The organism is Microbacterium sp. PF5 (genome assembly GCF_004794315.1).
In the GTDB taxonomy this organism is placed as follows: domain Bacteria; phylum Actinomycetota; class Actinomycetes; order Actinomycetales; family Microbacteriaceae; genus Microbacterium; species Microbacterium sufflavum.
Genome location: NZ_SSDQ01000041.1, coordinates 32,339 through 57,056, shown reverse-complemented (window position 1 = coordinate 57,056; position 24,718 = coordinate 32,339). Strand labels below are relative to the sequence as shown.

The window sequence follows — 24,718 nt, the reverse complement described above, 5'->3', positions numbered from 1 at the left end:
GCGGCCCTGACCGCGCTGCCCGACCGGGAGCTCGCCGCCGCACCGACATCGGGGCATCCGTCCGCGAGGGCGGCCGTCGCGTCGTACCTGGCCCGCTCGCGGCACGCGGTGGCCGACCCCGACCACGTCATCATCACCCACGGGGCGACCGACGCGATGGACCTCCTCACGCGCGAGCTGCACCGGCGCGGCCACCGCGCGATCCTGGTGGAGGACCCGAGCTGGTCGCGGTTGCGCGTGCAGGCGGAGCAGAACGGACTGCGGCCCATCCCGGTCCCGGTCGACGCGGAGGGCATCGACACCGACAGCCTGGTCGAGCTCGCCGCGCAGACCGGTGCCCGCGCGGCGCTCGTGACGCCCGCCCACCAGTTCCCGCTCGGCGCCGCCCTGTCGCCGGCGCGGCGCGAGCGCCTGGTGCGCTGGGCCCGCGCCGCCGATGCGCTGCTGATCGAAGACGACTACGACGCGGAGTTCCGCTACGACCGGCGCCCCGTCCCCGCCCTGCAGCGCCTCGCTCCGGATCGGGTCGCCCTGATCGGGTCGCTGTCGAAGTCGGTCTCCCCGGCCCTCGGCGTCGGGTGGATGCTCCCGCCGTCCGACCTCGCCCCCGCCCCCGCCGCAGGGCCCCCGTCGCTCGTCGACCAGGCGGCCCTCGCACACTTCCTCACGCGCGGCGACTTCGAGCGGCATCTGCGATCCTCGCGCTCGCGGTTCCGCCGTCGACGGCAGCGCCTGCTCGACGCGCTCGACCGGGAGCTGCCGGGCCTCGAGGTCTCCGGGATCGCCGCGGGGATGCACCTCGTGCTGCGGCTCCCCCCGGGGTGCACGGCGGCAGAGGTCGTGTCGGCGGCGGCGGGCCTCGGCATCGCGCTCACGCCGCTGCAGCGGTACACCGTCGCCGTCACACCGTTCGAGGCACTCGTGCTGGGCTACGGCAACCTCGACGACGCACTGGTGGAGGAGGCCGCGGCACGGCTCGCCCTGGTCCTCCGCTCCGTGCGCTCCTGACCTCCGCTCAGTGGAACGGCGCGGCCACGGAGTTGCGGTGGTAGTCGAACACGATGCTCGTGCGGGTCGAGGCGACGCTGCTCTGCGCCGACAGGTGCTCCAGGACGAACTCGCGCATCTCCGACGAGTCCGCGACCGCGATGTGCAGCAGGAAGTCGTCGTCGCCGCCCAGGAAGAACACCTGGATCACCTGCGGCAGGGCGCGCACCCGGTCGGCGAACTCCACGATGCTCTCGCGCCGGGCGCTCGGGCGCAGGCTCACGCCGATGATCGCCTGGAGTCCCGCGCCCAGCTGCCGCTCGTCGACGCTGGCGTGGAAGCCGGTGATCACGCCGCGGTCGACGAGGGCGCGCAACCGGGCGTGCGCGGTGGAGGGCGCGACGCCGAGGCGCGCCGCGAGCTCGGCGTTGGTCATGCGGCCGTCGACGGTGAGCAGCTGCACGATGCGGGCATCGGTCTGGTCGAGCGCCGGTGCCCGAACGCTGTTCGGCTCGGGGGCGGAAGACGTGGTCGCCATACGAAGCATTATTCAGGATTCTCGCGATGACCGAATTGCCTTCATCAAATCTGTCCCTTCCTCGACGTTTCTGCGATTCTGGTCTGCGCCTACGCACCCCGAGACCAGGAGGATCGATGAAGATCGGCGTCCCGACCGAGATCAAGAACAACGAGAACCGCGTCGCCCTCACTCCCGCGGGCGCGGATCGCCTGGTGCACGAGGGCCACCGCGTACTCGTGCAGTCGGGGGCCGGCATCGGCTCCAGCATCGCCGACGACGACTACCGCGCGGCGGGCGCCGAGATCGTCGACTCCGCCGAAGAGGCCTGGGGCGAGGCCGACCTGCTCATCAAGGTCAAGGAACCCGTCGCCGCGGAGTACGGCTTCCTGCGCGACGATCTCACCCTGTTCACCTACCTGCACCTGGCCGCCGACCGCCCGCTCACCGACGCCCTCGTGGCCGCGGGGACCACGGCCGTCGCGTACGAGACGGTGCAGCTGCCCGACCGATCGCTTCCCCTCCTCGTCCCCATGAGCGAGATCGCCGGACGCCTCTCGGTCACCATGGGCTCGTACTCGCTGCTGCGGTCGCAGGGCGGCCGCGGCATGCTGCTGGGCGGGATCGCCGGGACACCGCGCGCCAAGACGGTCGTCATCGGCGGCGGCGTGGCCGGAGAGCACGCGGCAGCGAACGCGCTCGGCCTCGGCTCGAAGGTCACGGTGGTCGACATCTCCCTGCCGCGCCTGCGCGAGCTCGAGCACCGGTACGGCGGCGCGCTCGAGACCCGCGCGTCGAGCCGCTACGACATCGCCGAGGAGCTCGCCACGGCCGACCTCGTGATCGGCTCGGTGCTGATCCCCGGGGCCGCCGCGCCGAAGCTCGTGACCGACGACATGGTCGCCGGGATGAAGAAGGGCTCGGTGCTGGTCGACATCGCGATCGACCAGGGCGGCTGCTTCGAGGGCTCGCGGCCCACCACGCACGACGACCCCACCTTCGCGGTGCACGACTCCATCTACTACTGCGTCGCGAACATGCCGGGAGCGGTTCCCACGACGGCGACCCGCTCCCTCACCAACGCCACGCTGCCCTACGTGTCCGCGATCGCGGGCAAGGGCTGGGAGCGCGCGGCCGCCGAGGACGCGGCGCTAGCGAAGGGGCTCAACGTCCAGGGCGGACGCATCACGCTCGAGGCCGTCGCCCGCGCCCACGGCCTCGCGGACTGACCTTCCCGACCCGAAAGAACCGCGGATCTTGGCCGGTCTCCACATGTCGACCGCCGTGGCGACGCGAGTACGCTCGTAACCGTGACCGAACGCGCTCCTCTCTCCCGCAAACTGTCCGCCATCGCCGAGTCCGCGACGCTCAAGGTCGATGCCAAGGCGAAGGCCCTCAAGGCCGAGGGCAAGCCCGTCATCTCGTATGCGGCGGGCGAGCCCGACTTCGCGACGCCGCAGTTCATCGTCGACGCCGCCGCCGAGGCCCTCGCCGACCCGGCCAGCTACCGCTACACCCCGGCTCCCGGACTGCCCGCGCTGCGCGAGGCCATCGCCGCGAAGACGCTCCGCGACTCGGGACTCGAGGTGTCGCCCAGCCAGGTCATCGTCACCAACGGCGGCAAGCAGTCGGTGTACCAGGCCTTCCAGGCGGTCGTGAACCCGGGCGACGAGGTGCTGCTGCCCGCCCCGTACTGGACCACGTACCCCGAGGCCATCCGACTCGCCGACGGCACGCCGGTCGAGGTGTTCGCGGGCGCCGACCAGGAGTACAAGGTCACGGTCGAGCAGCTGGAGGCGGCGCGCACCGAGCGCACCACCGTGCTCGTGTTCGTGTCGCCGTCGAACCCCACCGGCTCGGTGTACACGGCCGAGGAGACGAAGGCCATCGGCGAGTGGGCCGTCGAGCACGGCATCTGGATCATCAGCGACGAGATCTACCAGAACCTCACCTACGAGGGCGTGAAGGCCACGTCGATCGTGGAGGCCGTGCCCGAGGCCGCGAACCAGACGATCCTCGTCAACGGCGTCGCCAAGACGTACGCCATGACCGGGTGGCGGGTGGGCTGGATGGTGGGCCCGGCCGACGCGATCAAGATCGCCGGCAACCTGCAGTCGCACCTCACCAGCAACGTGAACAACGTGGCGCAGAAGGCGGCGATCGCGGCGCTCAACGGCCCGCAGACCGAGGCCGAGCAGTTCCGCGAGGCGTTCGACCGGCGTCGTCGCCTCATCGTGTCGGAACTGTCGAAGATCGACGGCCTCGTGGTGCCCAACCCGCTCGGCGCGTTCTACGTGTACCCCGATGTGCAGGGCCTGCTCGGTCGCACGTGGGGCGGGGTGACCCCGACCACGTCGCTGGAGCTCGCCGACCTCATCCTCGACCAGGCCGAGGTCGCCGTGGTGCCCGGCGAGGCGTTCGGCCCGTCCGGCTACATCCGCATGTCGTACGCGCTCGGCGACGAGCAGCTCCTCGAGGGCGTGCAGCGCCTGCAGCGACTGTTCTCCTGACCGACACCCCGAGACCCGCCCCGCCGCTCCCGGCCGGGCGGGTCTCGTCGTCTGTCCCGGTGCTGCGCGCGGGTCAGTCCTCGGGGTGGAAGCCGATGAGCCAGCGGATGCCGTAGCGGTCGACGAGCGTTCCGTCGTGGTCGCCCCACGGCCGCCGCTGCAGCGCATCGATCACTCGCCCGCCGGCGGCGAGCTCACCGAACCAGCGCGTCAGTGTCGCCGCATCCGCCGTTCCGAGAAGCGACAGGAACATGCCGCTCATCTGCACCGCGTCGTCGTCGGCGCCCGCATCCGCTCCGGCGAGCTCGACCGGGCCGCCGCTGAGCTGCCCGTGCGCGACGGCGTCACCAGGACCGTCGTGGCGACCGGCCTGCGCGTAGTCCATCAGCTGCAACTCACCCCCGAACACGTCGCGGTAGTGGCCGAGGGCTTCGGCGGCGGTGCCGGGGAACAGCAGGTACGGGATCAGTCCACTCATGCGGCGAGTGTACGACGCGGGTCGGACGCCCTAGAGGTCGACGCCGAGCAGCACCGGCTCCGGCTGCAGCACCAGCCCGAACTCGGCGTGCACGCGGCTCTGGATGAACCGCGCCAGCTCCGCGACCTCCGCCGCGGTCGCCCCACCGCGGTTCGTGAGGGCGAGGGCGTGCTTGGTGGAGACCGAGGCGCGCGACCGCGGGAGCTTGAAGCCCTTGCGGATACCCGCCTGTTCGATCAGCCAGGCCGCGCTCACCTTCACGTCGGGCGCCTCGGCCCTGGTCGGCGGCACGTACCCGTCGTACGACGCGAGCGGGATGACCGTCACGGCGTCGAGGTCGGGGGCCACCGGCCAGCGCGGGCACTCCGGGGGCAGCGTGCGCGCCTGCGCAGCCGTCACGATCGCGTTCTGGAAGAAGGAGCCGACGCCGTGCGTGTCGGGGTCGTGCTCGTCGAGCAGCATGCCCTTCGACCCGCGGGTCGCCAGGATGCGCTCCCGCACCCAGGTCAGCGGCACCGGCGCGTCGTCGGTCAGCCCGAGCGCGCGACGGAGCTGCTCACCGCGCACCACCCGCTCCCCCGCGACCAGCAGGTCGACCGTCACCGACAGGATCACGGCGCGGCGCTTCGGCTCGCTGCCGTGGTGATGCTTGAGCACCGAGGTGCGGAAGCCCAGCCCGAGCTCCGCCGCGGGCACGGTCGAGATCTCACCCGTGGACTCGTCGATCAGCTCGACCTCGACCAGCGTCTCCTGGATCTCCTGGCCGTAGGCGCCGATGTTCTGCACGGGAGATGCACCGACGGTCCCCGGGATGCCGCTCATGGCCTCCAGGCCGGCGTACCCGTGCTCGACCGCGTAGGCGACGAGGTCATCCCAGCCGTGGCCCGCCTGCACGCGCAGCCGGATACGACCCGCATGCGGCGAGGGGAGCTCCTCGATCCCGGTCGTGCGGACGCGGATGACGGTGCCGTCGAACGGCTCGTCCCCCACGAAGAGGTTGGAGCCGCCGCCCAGCACCAACCACGGGTCGCCCCGCTCCCAGGTCTCGCGGAGCGCCTCGACGAGACCCTCGGTCGTGGTGGCGTCGAACATGCGCTCGGGGGCGCCGCCGGTGCGCAGCGTCGTGAGCTCGGCCAGCCGCAGGGGTTCGACCTCTCTCATCGGACGGCGACGCGCAGCTGCGCCTTGACGAGCACGCTCGTGTCGTCGAACGTGACCTTCAGGTCGATCCGCGCGGTGTCGTCGTCGACCGCGCCGACCGTCGCCGCCACATGGATGTCGGCACCGTCCACCGTGTCGACCACGACGGGCTTGGTGAAGCGCACGCCGTAGTCGACGATGCGCGTGGCGGGGTCGAGCGCGGCCACGACCACCGACGAGGCGATGCCCATCGTGAGCATGCCGTGCGCGAGCACGCCGGGGAGCCCGACCGATGCGGCCACGTCGTCGCGGTAGTGGATGGGGTTGAAGTCTCCAGAGGCACCGGCGTAGCGCACCAGGGACTCGCGGGTGAGGTGCACGGTGCGCTCGGCGACCACGTCTCCGACGGTGAAGCCCATCAGGCGTCCTCTCCCTCTTCCGCGCCGACGAGCAGCACGGTGGTGGCGGTGACCACGTGCGCACCCTCGTCATCGACGATCTCGGTCTCGCTCGTGATCATGGCGTTGCCGCCCATCATGCGGATGCCGGTGACCCGCAGCTGTGCGGTGAGCTCGTCGCCCGCCACGATCGGCCGCGAGTAGCGGAACCGCTGTTCCGCGTGGACCGTGCGCGACAGCTCGATCCCGGCGTTCTCGTCGCCCAGCAGCTGCTGGAGCGTGAGGTCCTGGATCACCATCGCGAAGGTCGGCGGGGCGACCACGTCGGCGTAGCCGGCTGCGCGGGCCGCCTCGACGTCGGTGTGCTGCGGGGCGTCGGCGAAGACGGCGCGCGCGAACTCGCGCACCTTCTCCCTGCCGACCAGATAGGGGGCGGTCGGCGGGAACTCCCGGCCGATCAGATCTTGGTTGACTGCCACCCCTCGATCCTACCGAGGGGGTGGACACCGGACGCCCTCGCGACCGTCAGTCCTTCGATCGCGCCACCATGTTCAACGTCATCCGGCTGGGGACGACCTTCACCCGGGAGGTGTGCACGATCTCGCCGGAGCGGTCGAGAGCACGCTTGCGGATGACGATGAGCGGATCGTGCTCGGGGCGCGCGAGCCACTCCGCTGTCTGCGCGTTCGTGAACCCCACGTCGATCTCGCGGTACATCTCCGAGAACTCCACGCCGTAGACGTCGCGGAGCACCTGGTAGGTGGAGGTGTCGTCGCGGATGTGCCGGTCGAATTCGGGGAAGCGGGTGAGGGAGTACCGGCTGTCGTCGATGGACAGCGGGATGTCGTCGAGGGCGAAGACGCGCACGAGACGGAACACCGGGTCACCCACCTGCACGCCGAGACGGCGCGCGCGCTTCTCGTCGGCGGGGACGGTCTCGGCGCGCATGATGCGACGGGACTTGACGCCGTCGGCGACGACCGTGTCGGCGAATCCGCCCAGCGTCATGGCTCCGATCACTTCGCGGCGCGGCGCCACGAACGTGCCACGGCCCTGCTGCCGTCGCACGATGCCGAGGCTCTCCAGATCGGCGACCGCGCGACGCACCGTGATGCGACTGACGCCGAAGCGTTCGCACAGCTCCGGCTCGGACGGCAACCGCTCCCCTTCGCCGTAGGTGCCCGCGTCGATCTCGCGCAGGAGCAGCCCGCGGACCTGCTCGTGCAGCGGCGTCGATCCCACCCCCGGCGACAGCTGAGTCACGTCGAAGCCCTCCTCTCCGGCGCCGGATAGTGGCGCAGCATCTGCGCTCGCGCGTCGTCCCCGGCATGCACAGGGTATCCGAAGGCACCGCGCAGGGTGCAGGCGAGCGCCCCGCTCGTCGCGGCGACGTCGAGGCAGTCGCCGAGGTCGGCGCCGGCCGCCCGCGCCGCGAGGAACCCGGTGAGGAACGCGTCGCCCGCGCCGAGGGCGTCGACCGCGGTGACCGGGCGGATGCCGGTGCGATGCACGGACTGCGCGTCGAAGGCGAGGGATCCGCGGGCGCCCAGGGTGACCACGGCCGACCCGATGCCGCAGCGCACGGCGTAGCGGCCCAGTTCCTCGACCTCGGCATCGGAGAGTCCGCCCCCGGAGAAGAAGCCGACGTCGACGTGCGGTGCCGTGCTGCGGATCACCTCGGGTGACGCGTCGTCGGAGTAGTCGAACGACACCCGCGTCCCGCGCTCGGCGATGGCGGGCAGCTCGGGCTCCAGCGACGAGTACACCGACGTGTGCACGCGGGCGAAGCGGGCGAGATACTCGTGGTCGACCTCGCTCAGCCGCAGCCGCAGCTCGGATTGCACCCCGCCGCGGTTGGAGGCCACGAAGCGCCGGTCGCCGTCGTCGTCGAGGGCGACGAACGCCATCCCGTTGGCGCCGTGCACACGACGGACCCGGGCGGCGTCGACGCCGATCTCGTCGAGCACGCCGCGCACGTGGTCGGCGAACCGGTCGTCGCCCATGATGCCCATGAACGCGGCACTTCCCCCGAAGAACAGCCGGCTGTAGGCGGCGACGTTCAGGGCGTTGCCCCCGGGATAGGCGAGGTCCTCGTGCAGGTAGCAGTCGAGAACGTTGTCACCCACGCCGACGAGCGAGGGCGGGGGCACCGCGGCGAGCGCGGTGCGGAGGTCATCCACGTCCATGGTCATCCCTTCACGCTCCCCGCCGCGACGCCCGCCACGAAGTAGCGCTGCAGTGCGAGGAACACCACCACGATCGGGAGGGCGGCGATCGTCAATCCTGCCAGCAGCACCCCCCATTCGGTCGACAGCGAGTCCCGGAACGCCATCAGTCCGGCGGGAATGGTGCGCAGCGCATCGGCGTCGATGTAGACGATCGCGAAGAGGAACTCGTTCCAGGCGAAGTAGCCGGTCAGCACGGCGGCCGTGGTGAGCACCGAGGCGCTCAGCGGGAGGTAGACGTGGCGGAAGACGCCGAACGAGCGGCAGCCGTCGATGGTCGCGGCGTCCTCCAGCTCGCGCGGGATCCCGAGGAACACCGACCGGATGAGGAGGATCGCCATCGGCAGCCGGAACGCCACGTAGGGCAGGATCATCGCCCAGGAGGTGTTCAGCAGGCCCATCGCGTCCAGCAGCCGGTACAGCGGGATCAGGCTCACCTGCGGTGCGACGACCAGGCCGCCCATGGCGATGATCAGGACGATGTTCGCGATCCGGCTCGACAGTCGCACCATGCCGTACGCGCACAGTGCCGCGATCGCCACCGTGGCCACCGTCGAGACGATCGTGACGACGACCGAGTTCACGAAGTAGTCGGAGATGCCGCGGTCCCAGGCGGCCGCGTAGTTCTGCACGAGCCAGACCGACGGCAGTCCCCAGGGGTCGGTGAAGATCTCGGACGACGACTTGAACGACGAGATGACCATCCACAGCAGCGGGTAGGCGATCACGACGGCGTAGATCACGAGGACGAGGTGGACGGGAACCTGGCGGAGACGTTCCGCCGGACGGAGCCGGGTGCCGCTCATCTCAGTCCCTCCCGCTTCGGAACGACACCATCTGCACGACCGACAGCACGAGGGTGATCACGAAGATCAGGCTGGCGATGGCCGAGGCGTAGCCCATCTGGTTCTGGAAGAAGCCCTGGTTGTACATGTAGGTCGCCAGCACCTGGGTGGTGTTGCCCGGGCCTCCCTTGGTGAGGATGTAGGGCTCGTTGAAGACCGTGAAGGCCCCAGAGACGGTGAGGATCATGGCGACGAAGATCATCTCCTTGGCCTGCGGCACGGTGATGCTGAAGAACTGGCGGATGCGGCCGGCGCCGTCGAGCGACGCCGCCTCGTAGTACTCCTCGGGGATCTGCTGCAGCGCCACGACGTAGAGCATGCAGACGTAGCCGATGCTCTGCCACTGCGAGACGCCGATGACCGCCCCCATGGCCGTGTCGACGTCGGCGAGCCACGCGGTCTGCAGGCCGCCGAGCCCGACGGCTTCCAGCAGGGCGTTGAGCAGTCCGCCACGGGCGTTGTAGACGAACGTGAACAGCAGCGCGATCACCGTCATGGAGATGACGGCGGGGAGGAAGTAGACGCTCCGCAGGAACGCGCCCATGCGCGGTCCCAGCAGCCGGGTGAGCCAGGCCGCGATCACGAGAGCGCCCAGCACCTGGCACACGATCGACACGACCGCGTACAGGATGTTGTTGCCCAGCGCGGTCGCGATCACGGGGTCCGACAGCAGGCGGGCGAAGTTGTCGAGGCCGACGAAGCGCATCTCACCGGCGCCGGCGCTGAAGGAGAAGAAGCCGAAGGCCGCGTTGGCGACCAGCGGGTAGTACACGAACACCCCGATCAGGATGATCGCGGGAAGCACGTAGAGCAGGTTCGACCAGGCTCGGGATCGTGTTCTCATCACGGTGTCTCTTCCGAAGTGGGAGGGGCCGCCGACGGCGGGCGACGGCGGCCCCGAGGCGGATCAGGAGGCGTCGCGCACCCGCGTCGCCGCCTCCTGCACGGCGGCCATGACACCCTCCGGGGTCTGCTGGCCGCTGAGCATCAGCTGCGTCTCGGACAGGTACGCCTGCACGATCTGCGGATCGTAGGCGTTGTCGAGCCAGGTGGTCATCGCCGAGGCGTCGACGATCCCCTGCGCGAGCTCCTGGGAGATCTCGGGCACGTCCGCCTCCTCCACGGCACCCTTCACCGGGCTCAGCTCCCCCGCCCGCTCGGCGTAGGCGATGCCGCTCTGCTTGCTGAGCAGGAACTCCAGGAAGCGCTGCGCCTCCTCCGGGTGCTTCGTGGTCCTCGAGATCGCGAAGCCCTCCGGTGCCCCCGTCAACTCCTCCGGGTCGCCCTTGCCTCCCTCGACGGCCGGGAAGTTGAACGTGCCGTACTCGAACTGCGCGTCGCCGAAGTACCCTACCTCGGCGCTCTGCATGTACATGATGGGCGCCTCCCCCGCGATCCACGCGTTGCGCGCGATCTCGTGCCCGACGGCGGTGAGGTCGTCGTTCATGTACTCCGCCAGCTCCTGGAACCTCTCCAGAGCGGTCACGTACCCGGGGTCGGTGAACTCGCCGGTGGCGGGATCCTGATCCGCGGCGAAGACCTCCGGGTCGACCACGCGCTGGTTGAGCGTGCCCACGTAGTGCGCGATCGTCCACTGCTCCTGCGCGCCGTACTCGATGGGGGTCATCCCCGCGTCCTGGATCTCCTCCAGCACGTCGATGAACTCGTCCCACGTCGTCGGCGGCTCGAGCCCCAGCTCATCGAAGACGTCCTTGTTGTAGAAGAACAGCTTCGACTGCATCCCCACAGGCAGACCGTAGGAGGTGCCGTCGACCTCGAAGGCCTCGAGCTGGCTCGGGTAGAAGCTGTCACGGAACGCGGTGTCCTCTTCGAGCCACGGCCCCAGGTCGAGCAGCGCGTCGTTGGCGACGAGCTCATCGACGAACGATCCGCTCCACGTGAAGAGCACGTCCGGGGCGTTCGCGGAGCCGGCGACGACCTTGACCTTGTCCTTGTAGGCGTCGTTGAGCACGCTCTCGACGGAGACGGTGATGTCGGGGTTCTCCTTCTCGAACTCCGCCACCATGTCGCTGTAGTACGAGTTTTTCGGCTCGTTCGGCCAGCGGTGGAAGAAGCTGATCTCCACCTGGCCGTCCGCGGCCTCGCTCTCGCCTCCGGCGCACGAGGCCAGGGGGACGACGAGGGCGACAGCGGCCGCAGCCGCCACGCCGATCCGGGTTGACGTTCGCATCATTGCGATCCTTTCGTTCCTAGTACTCCATGCGCCACATGTAGCGGCGCACGCTGAGGGGGTGACCACGGTGGTCGGCGAGCGCGTCCGCGTAGGCGCGCAGCACGATGTTGAAGAGCAGGTGGGCGAAGACGCCACGGACCTCGGGGGCGACGACGTCCAGGCCGAACTCCTGCGCGTCGAGCACCAGCACCCGCTTCGAGTGCTTCGTGACGAAGTCGACGGCGCGCTGCTCCACGGCGCGGGTCTCGTCGAGGCCGAGCAGCGCGATGAAGGGCACGTCCTCCTCGGTGATCTCGAACGGGCCGTGGAAGTACTCGCCGGCGTGGATCGCGGCGGAGTGCACCCACTGCATCTCCTGCAGCAGGCAGATGGCGAAGGAGTAGGCCGAGCCGAAGTTGGATCCCGCGGCCATGGTGTAGATGAGGGGCTCGCGGCGGGAGGCGTAGCCCCAGGCATCGGCGGCGGCGGCGTGCGCCTCGCGGGCTGCGGGAACGAGCGAGGGCAACTGTGCCACGGCGTCGTCGACGGCGGTCGCGATACCCGCCTGCTCGCGGTCGTCGAGGATGCCGGCGGCGAGGCGCAGGAGGAGCGCCGGCCCGACGTGGGCCTCGCTCTTGCCCTCGCCGTGCTGGTAGGCCACGACATGCTCCGCGGCCTCGGCCAACGGGGAGGCGGGGTCGAACGTGAAGGCGACGGTGAGGGCGCCGCGCTCGCGGGCGTGACGGGCGGCTTCGACCGTCTCCGGGGTGGTGCCCGAGTGCGAGCAGAGGAGGACGAGGGTGTCCGCGTCGACGCGGGACGAGGCGCGCGAGGTGAACTCGGCGGCGTTCAGGGCGGTCGCCTCGAGCCGGACGGCCTTCGTTCCGAAGAGGTACTCGATGGGCTGCATGACGGCGTAGGAGCCGCCGCAGGCGGTGAGCACGACGCGCGAGATGGTGTCCCGGGTCGCGATCGCCTGGCGAGCCGCAGCGAGCTGATTCTCGATGGCGGCGGAGTCGACGAACAGAGCGGTGGCAGACAAGATGGTCCCTTCTGATGACCGGTAGCAAACATCATGACTTGTTATATGACGTCATGTGATGACTGACGTTAGCGAGAGACCGGTCGGCTTGTAAAGAGGTCTGCGGAAAAAGGGGTCGCAGAAAACCTCCCGGCGACGAAGGACCCTGTCGGCGCGGGTCAGGAGCCGGCGAGCGGAAAGCGCGGAATCAGGCGCGACGACGGCCGCGGACGGCCTTGATCGCCATCTGCACCGCGATCACCACGAGGTACGCGGCGAACAGGATGTTGCCCACGGAGGGGTTGACGATCGTCGCGAGCCACGCGCCGAGCGCGGTCGTCGTGCACGCCGAGACACCGATGAGCGCGGCGGCGAGCAGGTCGACGTTCCGGTTGCGGAGGTTGCCGACGGTGCCGGAGATCGCGGTCGGGATCATCATCAGCAGCGACGTGCCCTTGGCGACCAGGTCGCTGGTGCCGAACGCGAGCATGAGCACCGGCACCACGATCACACCGCCGCCGACGCCGATGAGTCCGGCGAGGATGCCGGTGCCCACGCCGACGCCGACCAGGGCGATACCGGTGAGCCAGGTCAGCTCGAACACGGCGTCCCGCGAGGGGATCACCAGGAACAGGCTCACGATCACCACGACCAGGAAGCCCACGAAGCCCCAGCGCAGCGCGGTCTGCGAGATGCGCGGGAGCAGGCGCGTGCCGATCTGCGCGCCCACCACGGCGCCCGCGGCGAGGATCAGGGCCGGGATCCATGCCACCGATCCGGTGGTGGCGTACGAGATGACACCGACGCTGGCGGTCGGCACGATCGCGGCCAGCGAGGTGCCGGCCGCGAGCCGCTGGTCGAAGTGCAGCAGGAGCACCAGGAGCGGGACGATGACCGTGCCGCCGCCGACGCCGAACAGGCCGGAGAGGAGACCGGCGAGCAGGCCGATGCCGATGAATGCCGTGTAGGCGCGAGGCCCGCGTCTCAGGGCCTGCGCGTCAGTCACCGGACCAGCCTACTCCCGGCCCCTCCCCTGCTCGAACCCGCGGCTCTCACACCTCGGAGTCGGCCTTCACCGGCACCGCGATCGACGCCGTGAGCGCCTGCTCGTACCGCCGCTGCCGACGCCGCAGCCACAGCCCGCCCGCGATCAGCAGCGCGAGCACGGCGTAGGCGACGGCCGCGAACGGCTGCGCGACGAGCGTCGTCAGGTCGCCCTGGCTCAACTGAAGTGCGCGACGCAGCTGCTCCTCGCCCATCGGCCCGAGGATCATGCCCACCACGAGCGGTGCCACCGGGAACCCGTACCGGCGGAGGAAGTACCCCAGCACACCGATGATGAGCAGGATCAGGATGTCGACGACCGCGAAGTTCAGCGCATAGGCACCGAACGCGGCGAACAGCAGGATGCCCGCGTAGAGGTACGGCCGAGGGATCTGCAGCAGCTTCACCCACATGCCCACGAGCGGCAGGTTGAGCACGAGCAGGATGACGTTGCCGATGTACAGGCTCGCCACCAGCGCCCACACCAGGTCGGACTGTCCCGTGAACAGCAGCGGGCCCGGCTGCAGGCCGTACGTCTGGAACGCGGTCAGGATGATCGCCGCGGTCGCGGTGGTCGGCAGGCCGAGCGTCAGCAGCGGCACGAGCACTCCGGCCGCTGCCGCGTTGTTCGCCGACTCCGGCCCGGCCACCCCCTCGATGGCGCCACGCCCGAACTCGTCCTTGCGGCGGGAGAGCTTCCGCTCCGTCGCGTACGACAGGAAGGTCGCGACATCGGCACCGCCCGCCGGGATCGTCCCGATCGGGAACCCGATGGCGGTGCCGCGCAGCCAGGGCTTCCACGACCGCCGCCAGTCGTCCTTCGTCATCCAGCTCCGCCAGCCGCGCGCCACCGGGATCACGTCGACCGCACCGTGGCGCAGACGGGCGGCGACGTAGAGCGTCTCCCCCACGGCGAACAGGCCCACCGCCACCAGCACCACGTCGATGCCGTCCGCGAGCGGCAGCAGGCCGAGGGTGTAGCGCTGCTGCCCGGACAGCCAGTCGGTGCCGACCAGCCCGAGGAACAGCCCGACGCCGAGCGACAGCAGGCCCCGCGGCACCGAGGATCCCATGAGCGCGCCGACCGTGACGAACGCGACGACGATCAGCGCCACGTAGTCCGCCGGTCCGAGGTTCACGGCGAACTGCGCCAGCACCGGCGCCAGCAGCGTGAGGCCGATCGTCGCGAGCGTGCCGGCGACGAACGAGCCGATCGCCGCGGTCGCGAGGGCCGCGGCGCCCCGGCCGAGCTTGGCCATCCTGTTGCCCTCGATCGCGGTGACGATCGAGGAGGACTCCCCGGGAGTGTTGAGGAGGATGCTCGTGGTCGATCCGCCGTACATGCCGCCGTAGTAGATGCCGGCGAAGGTGATCAGGGCCGCGGCCGGCTCCAGCGTGTAGGTGAGCGGCAGGAGGAGGGCCACCGTCATGGCGGGGCCGATACCCGGGAGCACGCCCACTGCCGTGCCGATCAGCACGCCGAAGAACGCGAACACGAGGTACTGGGGCTGCAGCGCGGTCGCGAAGCCCTCCAGGAGCAGGGTCCAGCTGTCCATCAGAGCATCCTCCCCAGCCAGCCGAGCGCCGGCCCCCAGGGGAGCGACAGCCCGAGCAGTCCGCCAAACACGATCTGCACCACGAGCGCGATGGCCGCACCGACCAGCAGTGCCACCCACCATCGGCGTGCTCCGAGCGCCCAGGCGACACCGCCGAACAGCAGCGCCGCGGCGGGCGCCCACCCGAGCGGCTCGATCAGCAGCAGGTGCGCCACCACGAGCGCCACGATCTTCACGAGCGCGAGCCAGTCCGTCGGGAGCGCCTGGTCGATGTCCTCGCCGTCCTCCGGGACGCCGCGGTGACCGCGGAGGATGCTCACGACCACGGCCACCGCCGACCCGAGCAGCAGCACCGACACGAACAGGGGGAACACGGTCGGACCCACCTGGGCCCCGGCAGGGACGTGGATGGAGAACACGCCGACGAGGGCGAACACACCGAGCGCGACCATGAGGAGGGCGAAGACGAGCTCGCCCCGCGGCAGGGACCCGAGCGAGCCCACGGACCGGCGTGTGCCGGTCTGCAGGCCCGAGGGTCCGGGAGACCCGGTCGACATGTCAGCCGACCAGCCCGATGTTCTGCAGCGTCGTGGTGACCTCGCCGATGTTGCCGGCGAGGAACTCGTCGAACTCCGCACCGGTGAGGAACGCGTCGGCCCACCCACGGGTCTCCAGCTCGTCCTTCCAGGCGTCCGACTCCTCCAGCTCCGTCACGATGCGCTCCAGCTCCGCGCGCTCGGCGTCGTCGATGCCCCCCGGGGCGATCACGCCGCGCCAGTTGGTGAGCACCACGTCGTAGCCGGCGTCGGTGATGGTGTCCACGTCGGGCAGCTGCGCGACGGGCTCGTCGGACGACACCGCGAGCGCCTTCATCGTCCCCGCCTCGATGTGCTGCAGGAACTCGCCGACGCCCGAGATGCCCGCGGCGACCTTGCCGCCGAGGATCAGCGACGTCGCCTCGCCGCCACCGGAGTTGGGCGTGTAGTTGAGCTTCTCCGCGATCTCCCCGCCGTCCAGGCCCGCCTCCTCCAGCAGGAGCCCGGCCAGGATGTGGTCGGCCCCGCCCGCCGAACCGCCGGTGATGGTCACGGCCTGTCCGCGGTCGACGACGTCCTCCACCAGGTCCTCGAGCGTGTCGTACTCCGACTCCGCGGGCACGACCACCACGAGCGGCTCGTCGGTGAGGCGGGCGATCGGCGTCATGTCCTCGATGCGGACCGCGGACGCGTTGGTCTCGACCGCTCCGACCATGACCAGTCCCATCACCATGAGCGTCGCCGGGTCCTTCTCGTTGGCGAGCTGCGCGAGGCCGACGGTCCCCCCGGCGCCTCCGACGTTCGTGACCGGGGCGGAGCCGACGATCCCCTCCTCCGTGAGCAGCTGCGACATCGCGCGGCCGGTCTGGTCCCACCCGCCGCCAGGGTCGGCGGGGACCACGATGTTCAGGTCGGTGATGGCGACGGCTTCGCCGTCTCCGTCCGAGCCTCCGGCGTCTCCGCCTCCCGACGAGCACGCGGTGAGAGCGAGGGCGGTGGCGGCGACCGCGGCGGTCAGGGTGGCGATGCGGACGTACTTCATGGCGCTCCTCCTTGAGCGTTCGAGTGCAATCCGTCCACCATCGAGGTGTGGATGCGGCCGCTCAAGCTTCCGAAACCATTGGTCGCGTTCCGTAAGTATTGGTCGCGAACGCCGGTCCGCGCGGCTCGCGCCCTGGTTCGACAGCCGGGAGAATGAGCGGGTGGCCTCGAAGATGACGCTCCGGATGCAGCTGCTCGCACTGCAGGCGCTGATCGTGTTCCTGGTGACCCTCGCCACGGGGATCGCCGCCGGGGCGTTCCAGGAGAACGCACTCCGCGAGGCCTACAAGGATCGCATGCAGGCGGTCGCGCAGTCCGTGGCCGCGCTGCCCGTGGTGCTCGACGCGTTCGACGACGACGATCCCTCCGCGGCGATCCAGCCGGTCGCGGAGGTGATCAGGGAGGCGTCCGACCTCGCGTACGTGGTGGTCGCCAACGACGACGGCATCCGGTACTCGCACCCGAACCCGGAGCGCATCGGCGAACGGGTCTCGACCGATCCGTCGATCCCGCTCGGCGGCGATATCTACGTGGGAACGCAGACCGGCACGCTGGGCACCTCCTGGCGCGTGAAGGTGCCGATCCGGGATGAGGACGGCGCCGTGATCGGCACGGCATCGGTGGGCATCCTGGAGTCGGAGCTCAGTGAGGAGTTCACCGCCAACCTGGTGTGGCTGATCTCCGCCATGCTCGCCGCTGCCGTGCTGGGCGTGTTCGGAGCGGCATGGGTGACCTCGGTGATCCGGCGCCGCATCTACCGCTTGGAGCCCCATCAGATCGCGGCACTCGTGAAGAACCAGGAGACCACGCTGCACGGGCTCAGCGAGGGCGTGGTCACGGTCGACGGCTCCGGGCGCATCACGCTCGCGAACGACGCGGCCGCCCGTTTCCTCGGACGAGACGCGGGCGACCTCGACGGTGCCGTAGCGGCCGACGTCCTGGGCGAGGAGCTCACGACGGTGCTGCGTGAGGGCGAGGCCGCGGGCCGCCCGGTGATCGTAGGGTCGCACGTGCTCGTCGCCCGCAGCACCGCGAGCCGCGACGACGACGCCGACCGTGGCGCGACCCTGCTGCTGCGCGACCACACCGAGTTGCACGACGTGGTGCAGCGTGTCGAGGCGGCAGACGCCATCATCGCGTTCCGCGAGCGGTTCGGCCTGCCGAAGGGACTGAGCGCGGAGACGCTCCACCGCGTGTCCACGGCACTCGCCGCCCGTCCGGACGCCTCAGCGGCGGAGCTGGGCGCCGACCTCGACATCTCCCGCGTGAGCGCCCGCCGCTACCTGGAGCATCTGGCTGCCACCGGGCAGGCGGTGCGCTCGCTCGACTACAGCACGAAGGGCCGACCGGGGGCGCGGTACCGCAGCACCGACGGCCGCTGACGACCCGCGGTGACGACGAAGCCCGCCACCCCCAGGGGGCGGCGGGCTTCGTGGCGTTCGAGTGTTACTCGGACTTCTTCTCGACAGCGTCCTCGGCGGCGGCCTCAGCGGCCTCGCCCTCGGCCTGCGACTCGGCGCCGGCCTCGGCAGCGGCGTCCTCGGCCGGGGTCTCCTCGGCCGGAGCCTCGGTGGTCTCCTCGGCGGGGGTCTCCTCGGCGGCGGGCTTCTCGGCCTTCGGCGCGGCAGCAGCCTTCTTGGTCGACTTCGCCTTCGGGGTGACGGGCTCGAGGACGAGCTCGATCACGGCCATCGGAGCGTTGTCGCCCTTACGGTTGCCGACCTTGGTGATGCGCGTGTAGCCACCCTCGCGGTCCGCGACGAGCGGAGCGATCTCGTTGAACAGGACGTGCACGACTTCCTTGTCACCGATGACCGACAGCACGCGACGGCGTGCGTGCAGGTCTCCGCGCTTGGCGAAGGTGATCAGGCGCTCGGCGAGCGGACGCAGGCGCTTGGCCTTGGTCTCGGTCGTCTTGATCGACTTGTGGGTGTACAGCGCGGCAGCCAGGTTGGCAAGCAGCAGGCGCTCGTGGGCGGGGCCGCCTCCGAGGCGGGGACCCTTCGTGGGCTTGGGCATAATCGTCTAACTCCTGGTCAGGAAAGGTCGGGTATCAGAAGGACTCGTCTTCGCTGCCGCCGTAGAAGTGGGCGCCGTCGAAACCGGGCACCGAATCCTTGAGCGACAGACCGAGCGAGATGAGCTTGTCGCGCACCTCGTCGACCGACTTCTGGCCGAAATTGCGGATGTTCATGAGCTGCGTCTCCGAGAGGGCGACGAGCTCCGAAACGGTGTTGATGCCCTCACGCTTCAGGCAGTTGTACGAGCGGACCGACAGGTCGAGGTCCTCGATCGGCATCGACAGCTCGTTGGAGTTCACAGCCTCCACGGGCGCCGGGCCGATCTCGATGCCCTCGGCCTCGACGTTCAGCTCGCGGGCGAGACCGAACAGCTCGGTGAGCGTCTTGGCGGCCGAGGCGACGGCGTCGCGCGGGCTGATCGCCGACTTGGTCTCGACGTCGAGGACGAGCTTGTCGAAGTCGGTGCGCTCACCGGCACGGGTGGCGTCGACGCGGTAGCTGACCTTGAGGACCGGAGAGTAGATCGAGTCGATCGGGATCTGGCCCGCCTCGGCGTACTCGTTGCGGTTCTGCGTCGCCGAGACGTAGCCACGACCGCGCTCGATCGTCAGCTCGAGCTCGAACTTGGCGGTGTCGTTGAGCGTGGCGATGACGAGCTCGGGGTTGTGCACCTCGACACCGGCCGGAGCCGAGATGTCGGCGGCGGTCACTTCACCGGCACCGGTCTTGCGCAGGTAGGCCGTGATGGGCTCGTCGCGCTCGCTGGAGACGACCAGCTGCTTGATGTTGAGGATGATCTCGGTGACATCCTCCTTCACGCCGGGGATGGTGCTGAACTCGTGCAGCACGCCGTCGATACGGACGCTGGTGACAGCGGCGCCGGGGATCGACGACAGCAGGCTGCGGCGCAGCGCGTTGCCGATCGTGTAGCCGAAGCCGGGCTCCAGAGGCTCGATGATGAACCGGCTCCGGTTCTCGACGATCTTTTCCTCGGTCAGTGTGGGACGCTGTGCAATAAGCACTCTGTGTTCCTTTCGATCACATGCCCGCTATATGACATGTGGTGGGGTGAGGTCTTGAGTTGTGGAAGTCGATGCCCGCGCGGGGCGCCGAGCCGCTCGGCTCCGGAGAGACGAGCGGCTCGGTGCACGCATCAGACGCGGCGACGCTTCGGCGGGCGGCAGCCGTTGTGCGCCTGCGGGGTGACGTCCTGGATCGAGCCCACCTCGAGGCCGGCGGCCTGCAGCGAGCGGATCGCGGTCTCGCGGCCGGAGCCCGGACCCTTCACGAAGACGTCGACCTTCTTGACGCCGTGCTCCTGCGCCTGGCGGGCGGCCGACTCGGCGGCCATGCCTGCGGCGTACGGGGTCGACTTGCGGGAGCCCTTGAAGCCCACGCCACCCGACGACGCCCAGCTGATGACAGCGCCGGACGGGTCGGTGATCGAAACGATGGTGTTGTTGAACGTCGACTTGATGTGGGCCTGGCCCAGCGCGATGTTCTTCTTCTCCTTGCGGCGCGGCTTGCGCGCGGCGGCCTTGGGTGCAGCCATGAAAGTGTTCTCCTAGTCCCTGGCCGCTGCTTAGCGGGCCTTCTTCTTGCCGGCGACGGTGCGCTTCGGGCCCTTGCGGGTACGGGCGTTGGTCTTGGTGCGCTGGCCGCGGACCGGGAGGCCACGACGGTGGCGCAGGCCCTCGTAGGAGCCGATCTCGACCTTGCGGCGGATGTCTGCGGCGACCTCGCGGCGAAGGTCACCCTCCACCTTGTAATTGCCTTCGATGTAGTCGCGGAGGGCGACGAGCTGGTCGTCGCTGAGGTCCTTCACGCGGATGCTCTCGTCGATGTCGGTCGCCTTGAGGATCTCGACCGAGCGGGTACGGCCGACGCCGTAGATGTAGGTAAGGGCGATCACCACGCGCTTGTCGCGCGGGATGTCAACGCCGGCAAGACGTGCCATGCGGTTCTCCTGGGTGTTGTGGAGGTGTGGAGCAGGATCGGTGCCCGGGCCTCCGCCCCGAGGTGTCCCCCGCTGTCGCGGGTTCTGATCCTGCCGTGTCGTATTGAGTTATGAGATTGCGAGAGCGCTGCTCACGCAGCGGTGGGCACTCAGCCCTGGCGCTGCTTGTGACGCGGGTTGCTCTTGCAGATCACCATGACGCGGCCGTGGCGACGGATCACCTTGCAGTGGTCGCAGATCGGCTTGACGCTGGGGTTGACCTTCATGTTGTTTCCTGTTCGCTGTCTTCACCGGGCAGGCGGAATGCCTGGGGTGTTACTTCTCGACCGATCAGCGGTAGCGGTAGACGATGCGGCCGCGGGTCAGATCGTAGGGGCTGAGCTCCACGACGACACGATCCTCGGGGATGATGCGGATGTAGTTCTGCCGCATCTTTCCGGAGATCGTCGCCAGGACCTTGTGTCCGTTGGTGAGCTCAACGCGGAACATCGCGTTGGGCAGAGCCTCGGAGATCACGCCTTCGATCTCGATGACACCGTCTTTCTTAGCCATAGCCTCGCTGACGCTTCTGCAGACCGGTCGATCTGCGGTGGATGGGTGGGGGTGGCGCCTGGCCGATCGGACACGCCGAACGCATGGCACAAGGCACCAAAGATCTATGTTATCCGACGATGCCCCGTCCGGCAACTTGGCCGGACGGGGCATCGGGGTGGATCACACTCAGCTCAGGAGGTCGGTGAGCTTCTTCATGTCGGCCTGATTCTGCAGGTCGAGCCGCTCGCCGTTGATCTCCACGGTCGGGGTGCCCTTGATGTCGTTCTTCTTCGCCTGGGCGGCGCCGAACTTGCGATAGGTCTCGTCGGTGATGCACGAGACGACGTCGTCGTCCGCACCCACCTGCTTCGCGAACTCGGCCAGCTGGTCGGTGGTCAGACCCGCGGTGTTCTCCGTCGGCTGGTTCTCGAACAGCACCTTCGCGTAGTCGAAGTAGAGGTCGGCGTCGGACTCCGCGACGCAGAACGCCGCCCCGGCCGAACGCGACGAGTACTCGGTGCCCTGCGAGAAGCGGTCGAGGATCGCGATGGGGTGGTTCACGAGCGTGATCTCCCCGCTCGCCGCCTTCTCCTCCAGCTGCGCACCGAACTGGTCCTCGAAGGCCTTGCACGCCGGGCACTGGAAGTCGAGGAACACCGCGACGGTGTCCTTGCCGTCGCCCTTGCTGATCGAACCGGCCTCGGGGTCGAAGTTCTTGCTGGCGCTCGGCACGGCTCCCGGCGACGTGGCCTGGTTGTTGAGGAACACCACGAGTCCACCGATCGCGACCAGGACCACGACGACGGCGATGGAGATGCCGATCGCGAACCAGTTGGTGTTGCTCTTCGCCGCTGCCATTACTTTCCGATCTCTCGAGGCTCGACCCCGAACGGGGCGAGTCCGGCTCTTCCGCCATCGGGCGCGGTGAGCACCCATATGCCACCATCATGTCGGGCGACGCTATGTTCCCAATGTGAGCCGTCAGTGCCGTCGACCGTGGTCACGGTCCAGTCGTCGTCCTCGATGAACGTGGCCTCGCCGCCGGCGGTGACCATCGGCTCGATCGCCAGCACGAGCCCGGGCTTCACGTCGGCGCTGCGGTCGGGCGTGCGGTAGTTGAAGACGCTCGGGGCCTCGTGCATCTTGCGGCCGATCCCGTGGCCGACGTACTCGCGGAGGATGCCGTACGGCTGCCCCGACACCGCCGACGGCCCTTGCGCCTCGATGTAGTCCTGGATCGCGGCGCCGATCTCGTCGATCGAGGTCGCGGTGGCCATCGCGGCGATGCCCGCCCACATCGACCCCTCGGTCACGCGCGAGAGCTCCTCGCGACGGGCCACGAGCTCCGGACGCTCCGCGTCGGGGACGACGACCGTGATCGCGCTGTCGCCGTTCCATCCCTCGTACTGGGCGCCGCAGTCCACCGACACGATGTCGCCGGGCTCGAGCACGCGCTCCCCCGGGATGCCGTGGACCACCTGCTCGTTCACCGACACGCAGATCGTGTGGTGATAGCCGCGCACGAGCTGGAAGTTCGACTCGGCCCCGCGCTGGCGGATCGCGCGGTTGGCTGCGGCGTCGAGCTCGATGGTCTTCACGCCCGCCCTGATGAGGGGACGGACGGCATCGAGTGCCGCGGCCGTGATCAGCCCGGGCTCGACCATGGCGCGCAACTGCGCCGGGGTCTTGTAGATCGAGCGGCGGAACATCTCAGGCTGCGGAGGCCGCGGAGCGCAGACCCCTCGCGGAGAGTGCTGCAGCGATGCGCTCGGTGATCTCCTCGAGCGAGCCGACGCCGTCGATGCGGTCGACGATCCCGCGCGCGCTGTAGACCTCGATGATCGGGGCCGTCTCGCTCTCGTAGATGTCCAGGCGGTGTGCGATGGCCTCGTCCGTGTCGTCCGAGCGCCCCTGCTCCGCGGCACGGAGCGCGAGACGCGCGATGCTCTCCTCGCGCGGGACGTCGAGCAGGATCACGGCGTCGAGCGCCTCCCCCCGGCCCTCCAGGAACGCGTCGAGGTGCTCGACCTGAGCCGTGTTCCGGGGGTAGCCGTCGAGCAGGAAGCCGTTCGCGGCATCCTCCTGGCTCAGCCGGTCGCGCACGATCTCGCTCGTCAGCTCGTCCGGCACGAGGTCGCCCTTGTCGAGGATGGCCGTGACCTGCTGGCCGAGCGCCGTCCCCTCCTTGATGTTCGCGCGGAAGATGTCTCCGGTCGAGACGACCGGGATGCCGTAGGTCTCGGCGATGCGCACACCCTGCGTGCCCTTGCCGGAACCCTGCGGACCGACGATGAGAAGACGTGCGGATGCTGTCATCGGAGAAGCCCTTCGTAGTGTCGCTGCTGCAGCTGGGCGTCGATCTGCTTGACCGTCTCCAGTCCGACGCCGACGATGATGAGGATCGACGCGCCACCGAACGGGAAGTTCTGGTTGGCACCGACCGTGGCGAGGGCGATCAGCGGGATCAGCGCGATCAGACCCAGGTAGAGCGAGCCGGGCAGCGTGATGCGGGTGAGCACGTAGTCGAGGTACTCGGCCGTCGGGCGACCCGCGCGGATGCCGGGGATGAAGCCGCCGTACTTCTTCATGTTGTCGGCGACCTCGACCGGGTTGAACGTGATCGCGACGTAGAAGTAGGTGAACCCGATGATCAGCAGGAAGTAGGCGATCATGTAGATCGGGCTGTTGCCGCTCGTGAAGTTCGCCGTGACCCAGCTCACCCAGGCGGGCGGCGTCGAGCCGTCCTGCGGGGTGTTGAACTGCGCGATCAGCGCGGGGATGTACAGCAGCGACGACGCGAAGATCACGGGGATCACACCCGCCATGTTCACCTTGATCGGGATGTACGTGTTCGTGCCGCCGTACGTGCGCCGGCCCACCATCCGCTTGGCGTACTGCACCGGGATGCGGCGCTGCGACTGTTCGACGAACACCACCAGGCCCATCACGATGATGCCGACCACGAGCACGAGCAGGAAGATCTCGAAGCCCTTCGTCTGCCAGATGATGCTCATGGCGCCCGGGAAGGTGGCGGCGATCGAGGTGAAGATCAGCAGCGACATGCCGTTGCCGATGCCGCGCTCGGTCACGAGCTCCGCGAACCACATGATGAGGCCGGTACCGGCGGTCATCGCCATGATGATGAGCAGCTGCGCCCACCACACGTCGTTCGTGAGCAGCTGCTGGCAGGCCGCGATGTCGGTCGCGCCGAACAGCTGACCGCTGCGGGCGACCGTGACGAGCGTCGTCGACTGCAGCAGCGCGAGCGCGATCGTGAGGTACCGCGTGTACTGGGTCAGCTTCGCCTGTCCGGCCTGACCCTCCTTGTGCAGCGCCTCGAAGTGCGGGATGACGACGCGGAGGAGCTGCGTGATGATCGTCGCGGTGATGTACGGCATCACGCCGAGGGCGAAGATCGACAGCTGCAGCAGCGCGCCGCCGGAGAAGAGGTTGACCAGTCCGAGCAGACCCTCGGTGCCGGTGTTGGCCGCGAGGCACTCCTCGACGTTCGGGAAGTTCACGAACGGCGCGGGGACGTTCGAGCCGAGTCGGTAGATCGCGATGATGGCGAGCGTGAAACCGATCTTCCGACGCAGGTCGGGCGTGCGGAAGATCCGCGCGATGGCGCTAAACAAGGACGTTCCTCCTGAAAAGGTTGCCGGTCTCTGAAGGACGGCTGAAAGACCAGGGTAACTCACTCCGAGGTCTGCGATTGCGGCGTCGCCGCGTGCCCGC

General features: G+C 69.4%; 29 protein-coding genes. 4 read left to right on the top strand and 25 right to left on the bottom strand.

All coding sequences use genetic code 11. The features are described 5' to 3' along the window. A partial coding sequence (locus DW297_RS02260; protein ID WP_136028948.1) for an aminotransferase-like domain-containing protein occupies positions 1-1,008 on the top strand: 1,008 nt, incomplete at its 5' end. A 7-nt stretch (positions 1,009-1,015) separates the two neighbouring features. Here DW297_RS02260 and DW297_RS02255 read toward each other — a convergent pair. After that, on the bottom strand, positions 1,016-1,534 hold the full coding sequence (locus DW297_RS02255; protein WP_136028946.1) for an Lrp/AsnC family transcriptional regulator: 519 nt from the start codon (positions 1,532-1,534) through the stop codon (positions 1,016-1,018). Between the two features lie 107 nt (positions 1,535-1,641). On the opposite strand from DW297_RS02255, the gene ald reads away from it, so the two are divergent. Further along, a complete protein-coding gene (gene ald, locus DW297_RS02250) occupies positions 1,642-2,733 on the top strand; it encodes an alanine dehydrogenase (protein WP_136028944.1) in 1,092 nt (363 codons plus the stop codon). 81 nt (positions 2,734-2,814) lie between these two features. Beyond that, positions 2,815-4,014: a pyridoxal phosphate-dependent aminotransferase gene (locus DW297_RS02245; protein WP_136028942.1), complete on the top strand. Its 1,200-nt coding sequence runs from the start codon at positions 2,815-2,817 to the stop codon at positions 4,012-4,014. Positions 4,015-4,087: 73 nt separating this feature from the next. Here DW297_RS02245 and DW297_RS02240 read toward each other — a convergent pair whose 3' ends face one another. The 14 genes from DW297_RS02240 to DW297_RS02175 all read right to left on the bottom strand — a co-directional run bounded on the left by DW297_RS02240 (position 4,088) and on the right by DW297_RS02175 (position 16,472). Then, a complete protein-coding gene (locus DW297_RS02240) occupies positions 4,088-4,492 on the bottom strand; it encodes a VOC family protein (protein ID WP_136028939.1) in 405 nt (134 codons plus the stop codon). A 30-nt stretch (positions 4,493-4,522) separates the two neighbouring features. After that, on the bottom strand, positions 4,523-5,653 hold the full coding sequence (locus DW297_RS02235) for a UDP-N-acetylmuramate dehydrogenase (RefSeq protein ID WP_136028937.1): 1,131 nt from the start codon (positions 5,651-5,653) through the stop codon (positions 4,523-4,525). After that, positions 5,650-6,051 carry a MaoC/PaaZ C-terminal domain-containing protein gene (locus DW297_RS02230; protein ID WP_136028934.1) on the bottom strand — a complete coding sequence of 134 codons (402 nt, stop codon included), beginning with the start codon at positions 6,049-6,051 and terminating at the stop codon, positions 5,650-5,652. Before DW297_RS02230 ends, DW297_RS02235 begins: the two co-directional genes overlap by 4 nt. Continuing rightward, positions 6,051-6,509, bottom strand: coding sequence for an FAS1-like dehydratase domain-containing protein (locus tag DW297_RS02225; RefSeq protein WP_136028932.1), 459 nt, complete (start codon positions 6,507-6,509; stop codon positions 6,051-6,053). The genes DW297_RS02230 and DW297_RS02225 overlap by 1 nt, the downstream gene beginning before the upstream one ends. A 46-nt stretch (positions 6,510-6,555) precedes the next feature. Then, entirely contained in the window at positions 6,556-7,293 is a 738-nt protein-coding gene (locus DW297_RS02220) for a GntR family transcriptional regulator (protein ID WP_136028931.1), read from the bottom strand. Then, positions 7,290-8,222: a PfkB family carbohydrate kinase gene (locus DW297_RS02215; protein ID WP_168442773.1), complete on the bottom strand. Its 933-nt coding sequence runs from the start codon at positions 8,220-8,222 to the stop codon at positions 7,290-7,292. The genes DW297_RS02220 and DW297_RS02215 overlap by 4 nt, the downstream gene beginning before the upstream one ends. Beyond that, a complete protein-coding gene (locus DW297_RS02210; RefSeq protein ID WP_136028928.1) occupies positions 8,219-9,061 on the bottom strand; it encodes a carbohydrate ABC transporter permease in 843 nt (280 codons plus the stop codon). The genes DW297_RS02215 and DW297_RS02210 overlap by 4 nt, the downstream gene beginning before the upstream one ends. A gap of 1 nt (position 9,062) precedes the next feature. Continuing rightward, complete coding sequence (locus tag DW297_RS02205) at positions 9,063-9,944, bottom strand: carbohydrate ABC transporter permease (RefSeq protein ID WP_136028925.1); 882 nt, start codon at positions 9,942-9,944, stop codon at positions 9,063-9,065. A gap of 63 nt (positions 9,945-10,007) precedes the next feature. Next, positions 10,008-11,294, bottom strand: coding sequence for an extracellular solute-binding protein (locus tag DW297_RS02200; protein ID WP_168442772.1), 1,287 nt, complete (start codon positions 11,292-11,294; stop codon positions 10,008-10,010). A 16-nt stretch (positions 11,295-11,310) separates the two neighbouring features. Then, the gene (locus DW297_RS02195) at positions 11,311-12,315 is read right to left on the bottom strand and encodes an SIS domain-containing protein (protein ID WP_136028921.1); all 1,005 of its coding nucleotides are present in this window, start codon (positions 12,313-12,315) and stop codon (positions 11,311-11,313) included. A gap of 187 nt (positions 12,316-12,502) precedes the next feature. After that, a complete protein-coding gene (locus DW297_RS02190; protein ID WP_136028919.1) occupies positions 12,503-13,300 on the bottom strand; it encodes a sulfite exporter TauE/SafE family protein in 798 nt (265 codons plus the stop codon). Between the two features lie 46 nt (positions 13,301-13,346). Next, positions 13,347-14,894 (bottom strand): tripartite tricarboxylate transporter permease, encoded by a 1,548-nt coding sequence (locus DW297_RS02185; RefSeq protein ID WP_136028917.1) that lies wholly within the window; start codon positions 14,892-14,894, stop codon positions 13,347-13,349. After that, positions 14,894-15,451: a tripartite tricarboxylate transporter TctB family protein gene (locus DW297_RS02180; protein ID WP_136028915.1), complete on the bottom strand. Its 558-nt coding sequence runs from the start codon at positions 15,449-15,451 to the stop codon at positions 14,894-14,896. Before DW297_RS02180 ends, DW297_RS02185 begins: the two co-directional genes overlap by 1 nt. A gap of 1 nt (position 15,452) precedes the next feature. Further along, positions 15,453-16,472, bottom strand: coding sequence for a Bug family tripartite tricarboxylate transporter substrate binding protein (locus DW297_RS02175; RefSeq protein WP_136028913.1), 1,020 nt, complete (start codon positions 16,470-16,472; stop codon positions 15,453-15,455). A gap of 160 nt (positions 16,473-16,632) precedes the next feature. Here DW297_RS02175 and DW297_RS02170 point away from each other — a divergent pair, with 160 nt between their 5' ends. Beyond that, positions 16,633-17,853: a PAS domain-containing protein gene (locus DW297_RS02170; protein WP_136028910.1), complete on the top strand. Its 1,221-nt coding sequence runs from the start codon at positions 16,633-16,635 to the stop codon at positions 17,851-17,853. A gap of 64 nt (positions 17,854-17,917) precedes the next feature. Here the strand turns inward: DW297_RS02170 and rplQ are convergent, their stop codons facing one another. The 10 genes from rplQ to secY form a co-directional block, all read right to left on the bottom strand. Then, complete coding sequence (gene rplQ, locus DW297_RS02165; protein WP_136028908.1) at positions 17,918-18,490, bottom strand: 50S ribosomal protein L17; 573 nt, start codon at positions 18,488-18,490, stop codon at positions 17,918-17,920. A 34-nt stretch (positions 18,491-18,524) separates the two neighbouring features. Then, positions 18,525-19,514: a DNA-directed RNA polymerase subunit alpha gene (locus DW297_RS02160; protein WP_136028906.1), complete on the bottom strand. Its 990-nt coding sequence runs from the start codon at positions 19,512-19,514 to the stop codon at positions 18,525-18,527. 131 nt (positions 19,515-19,645) lie between these two features. Further along, positions 19,646-20,044, bottom strand: coding sequence for a 30S ribosomal protein S11 (gene rpsK, locus DW297_RS02155; RefSeq protein ID WP_045249905.1), 399 nt, complete (start codon positions 20,042-20,044; stop codon positions 19,646-19,648). Positions 20,045-20,074: 30 nt separating this feature from the next. Next, positions 20,075-20,449, bottom strand: a complete 375-nt coding sequence (gene rpsM, locus DW297_RS02150) for a 30S ribosomal protein S13 (protein WP_062632862.1) — start codon at positions 20,447-20,449, stop codon at positions 20,075-20,077. A 149-nt stretch (positions 20,450-20,598) separates the two neighbouring features. Beyond that, on the bottom strand, positions 20,599-20,715 hold the full coding sequence (rpmJ, locus tag DW297_RS02145; protein ID WP_005050492.1) for a 50S ribosomal protein L36: 117 nt from the start codon (positions 20,713-20,715) through the stop codon (positions 20,599-20,601). A gap of 64 nt (positions 20,716-20,779) precedes the next feature. Further along, positions 20,780-21,001, bottom strand: a complete 222-nt coding sequence (gene infA, locus DW297_RS02140) for a translation initiation factor IF-1 (RefSeq protein ID WP_028496510.1) — start codon at positions 20,999-21,001, stop codon at positions 20,780-20,782. Between the two features lie 168 nt (positions 21,002-21,169). Then, the gene (locus tag DW297_RS02135; RefSeq protein WP_136028904.1) at positions 21,170-21,841 is read right to left on the bottom strand and encodes a DsbA family protein; all 672 of its coding nucleotides are present in this window, start codon (positions 21,839-21,841) and stop codon (positions 21,170-21,172) included. Beyond that, the gene (map, locus tag DW297_RS02130; RefSeq protein ID WP_136028902.1) at positions 21,841-22,692 is read right to left on the bottom strand and encodes a type I methionyl aminopeptidase; all 852 of its coding nucleotides are present in this window, start codon (positions 22,690-22,692) and stop codon (positions 21,841-21,843) included. The genes DW297_RS02135 and map overlap by 1 nt, the downstream gene beginning before the upstream one ends. A gap of 1 nt (position 22,693) precedes the next feature. After that, complete coding sequence (locus DW297_RS02125) at positions 22,694-23,299, bottom strand: adenylate kinase (RefSeq protein ID WP_136028900.1); 606 nt, start codon at positions 23,297-23,299, stop codon at positions 22,694-22,696. Beyond that, entirely contained in the window at positions 23,296-24,618 is a 1,323-nt protein-coding gene (gene secY / locus DW297_RS02120) for a preprotein translocase subunit SecY (protein WP_136028899.1), read from the bottom strand. The genes DW297_RS02125 and secY overlap by 4 nt, the downstream gene beginning before the upstream one ends. Positions 24,619-24,718 lie beyond the last annotated feature (100 nt).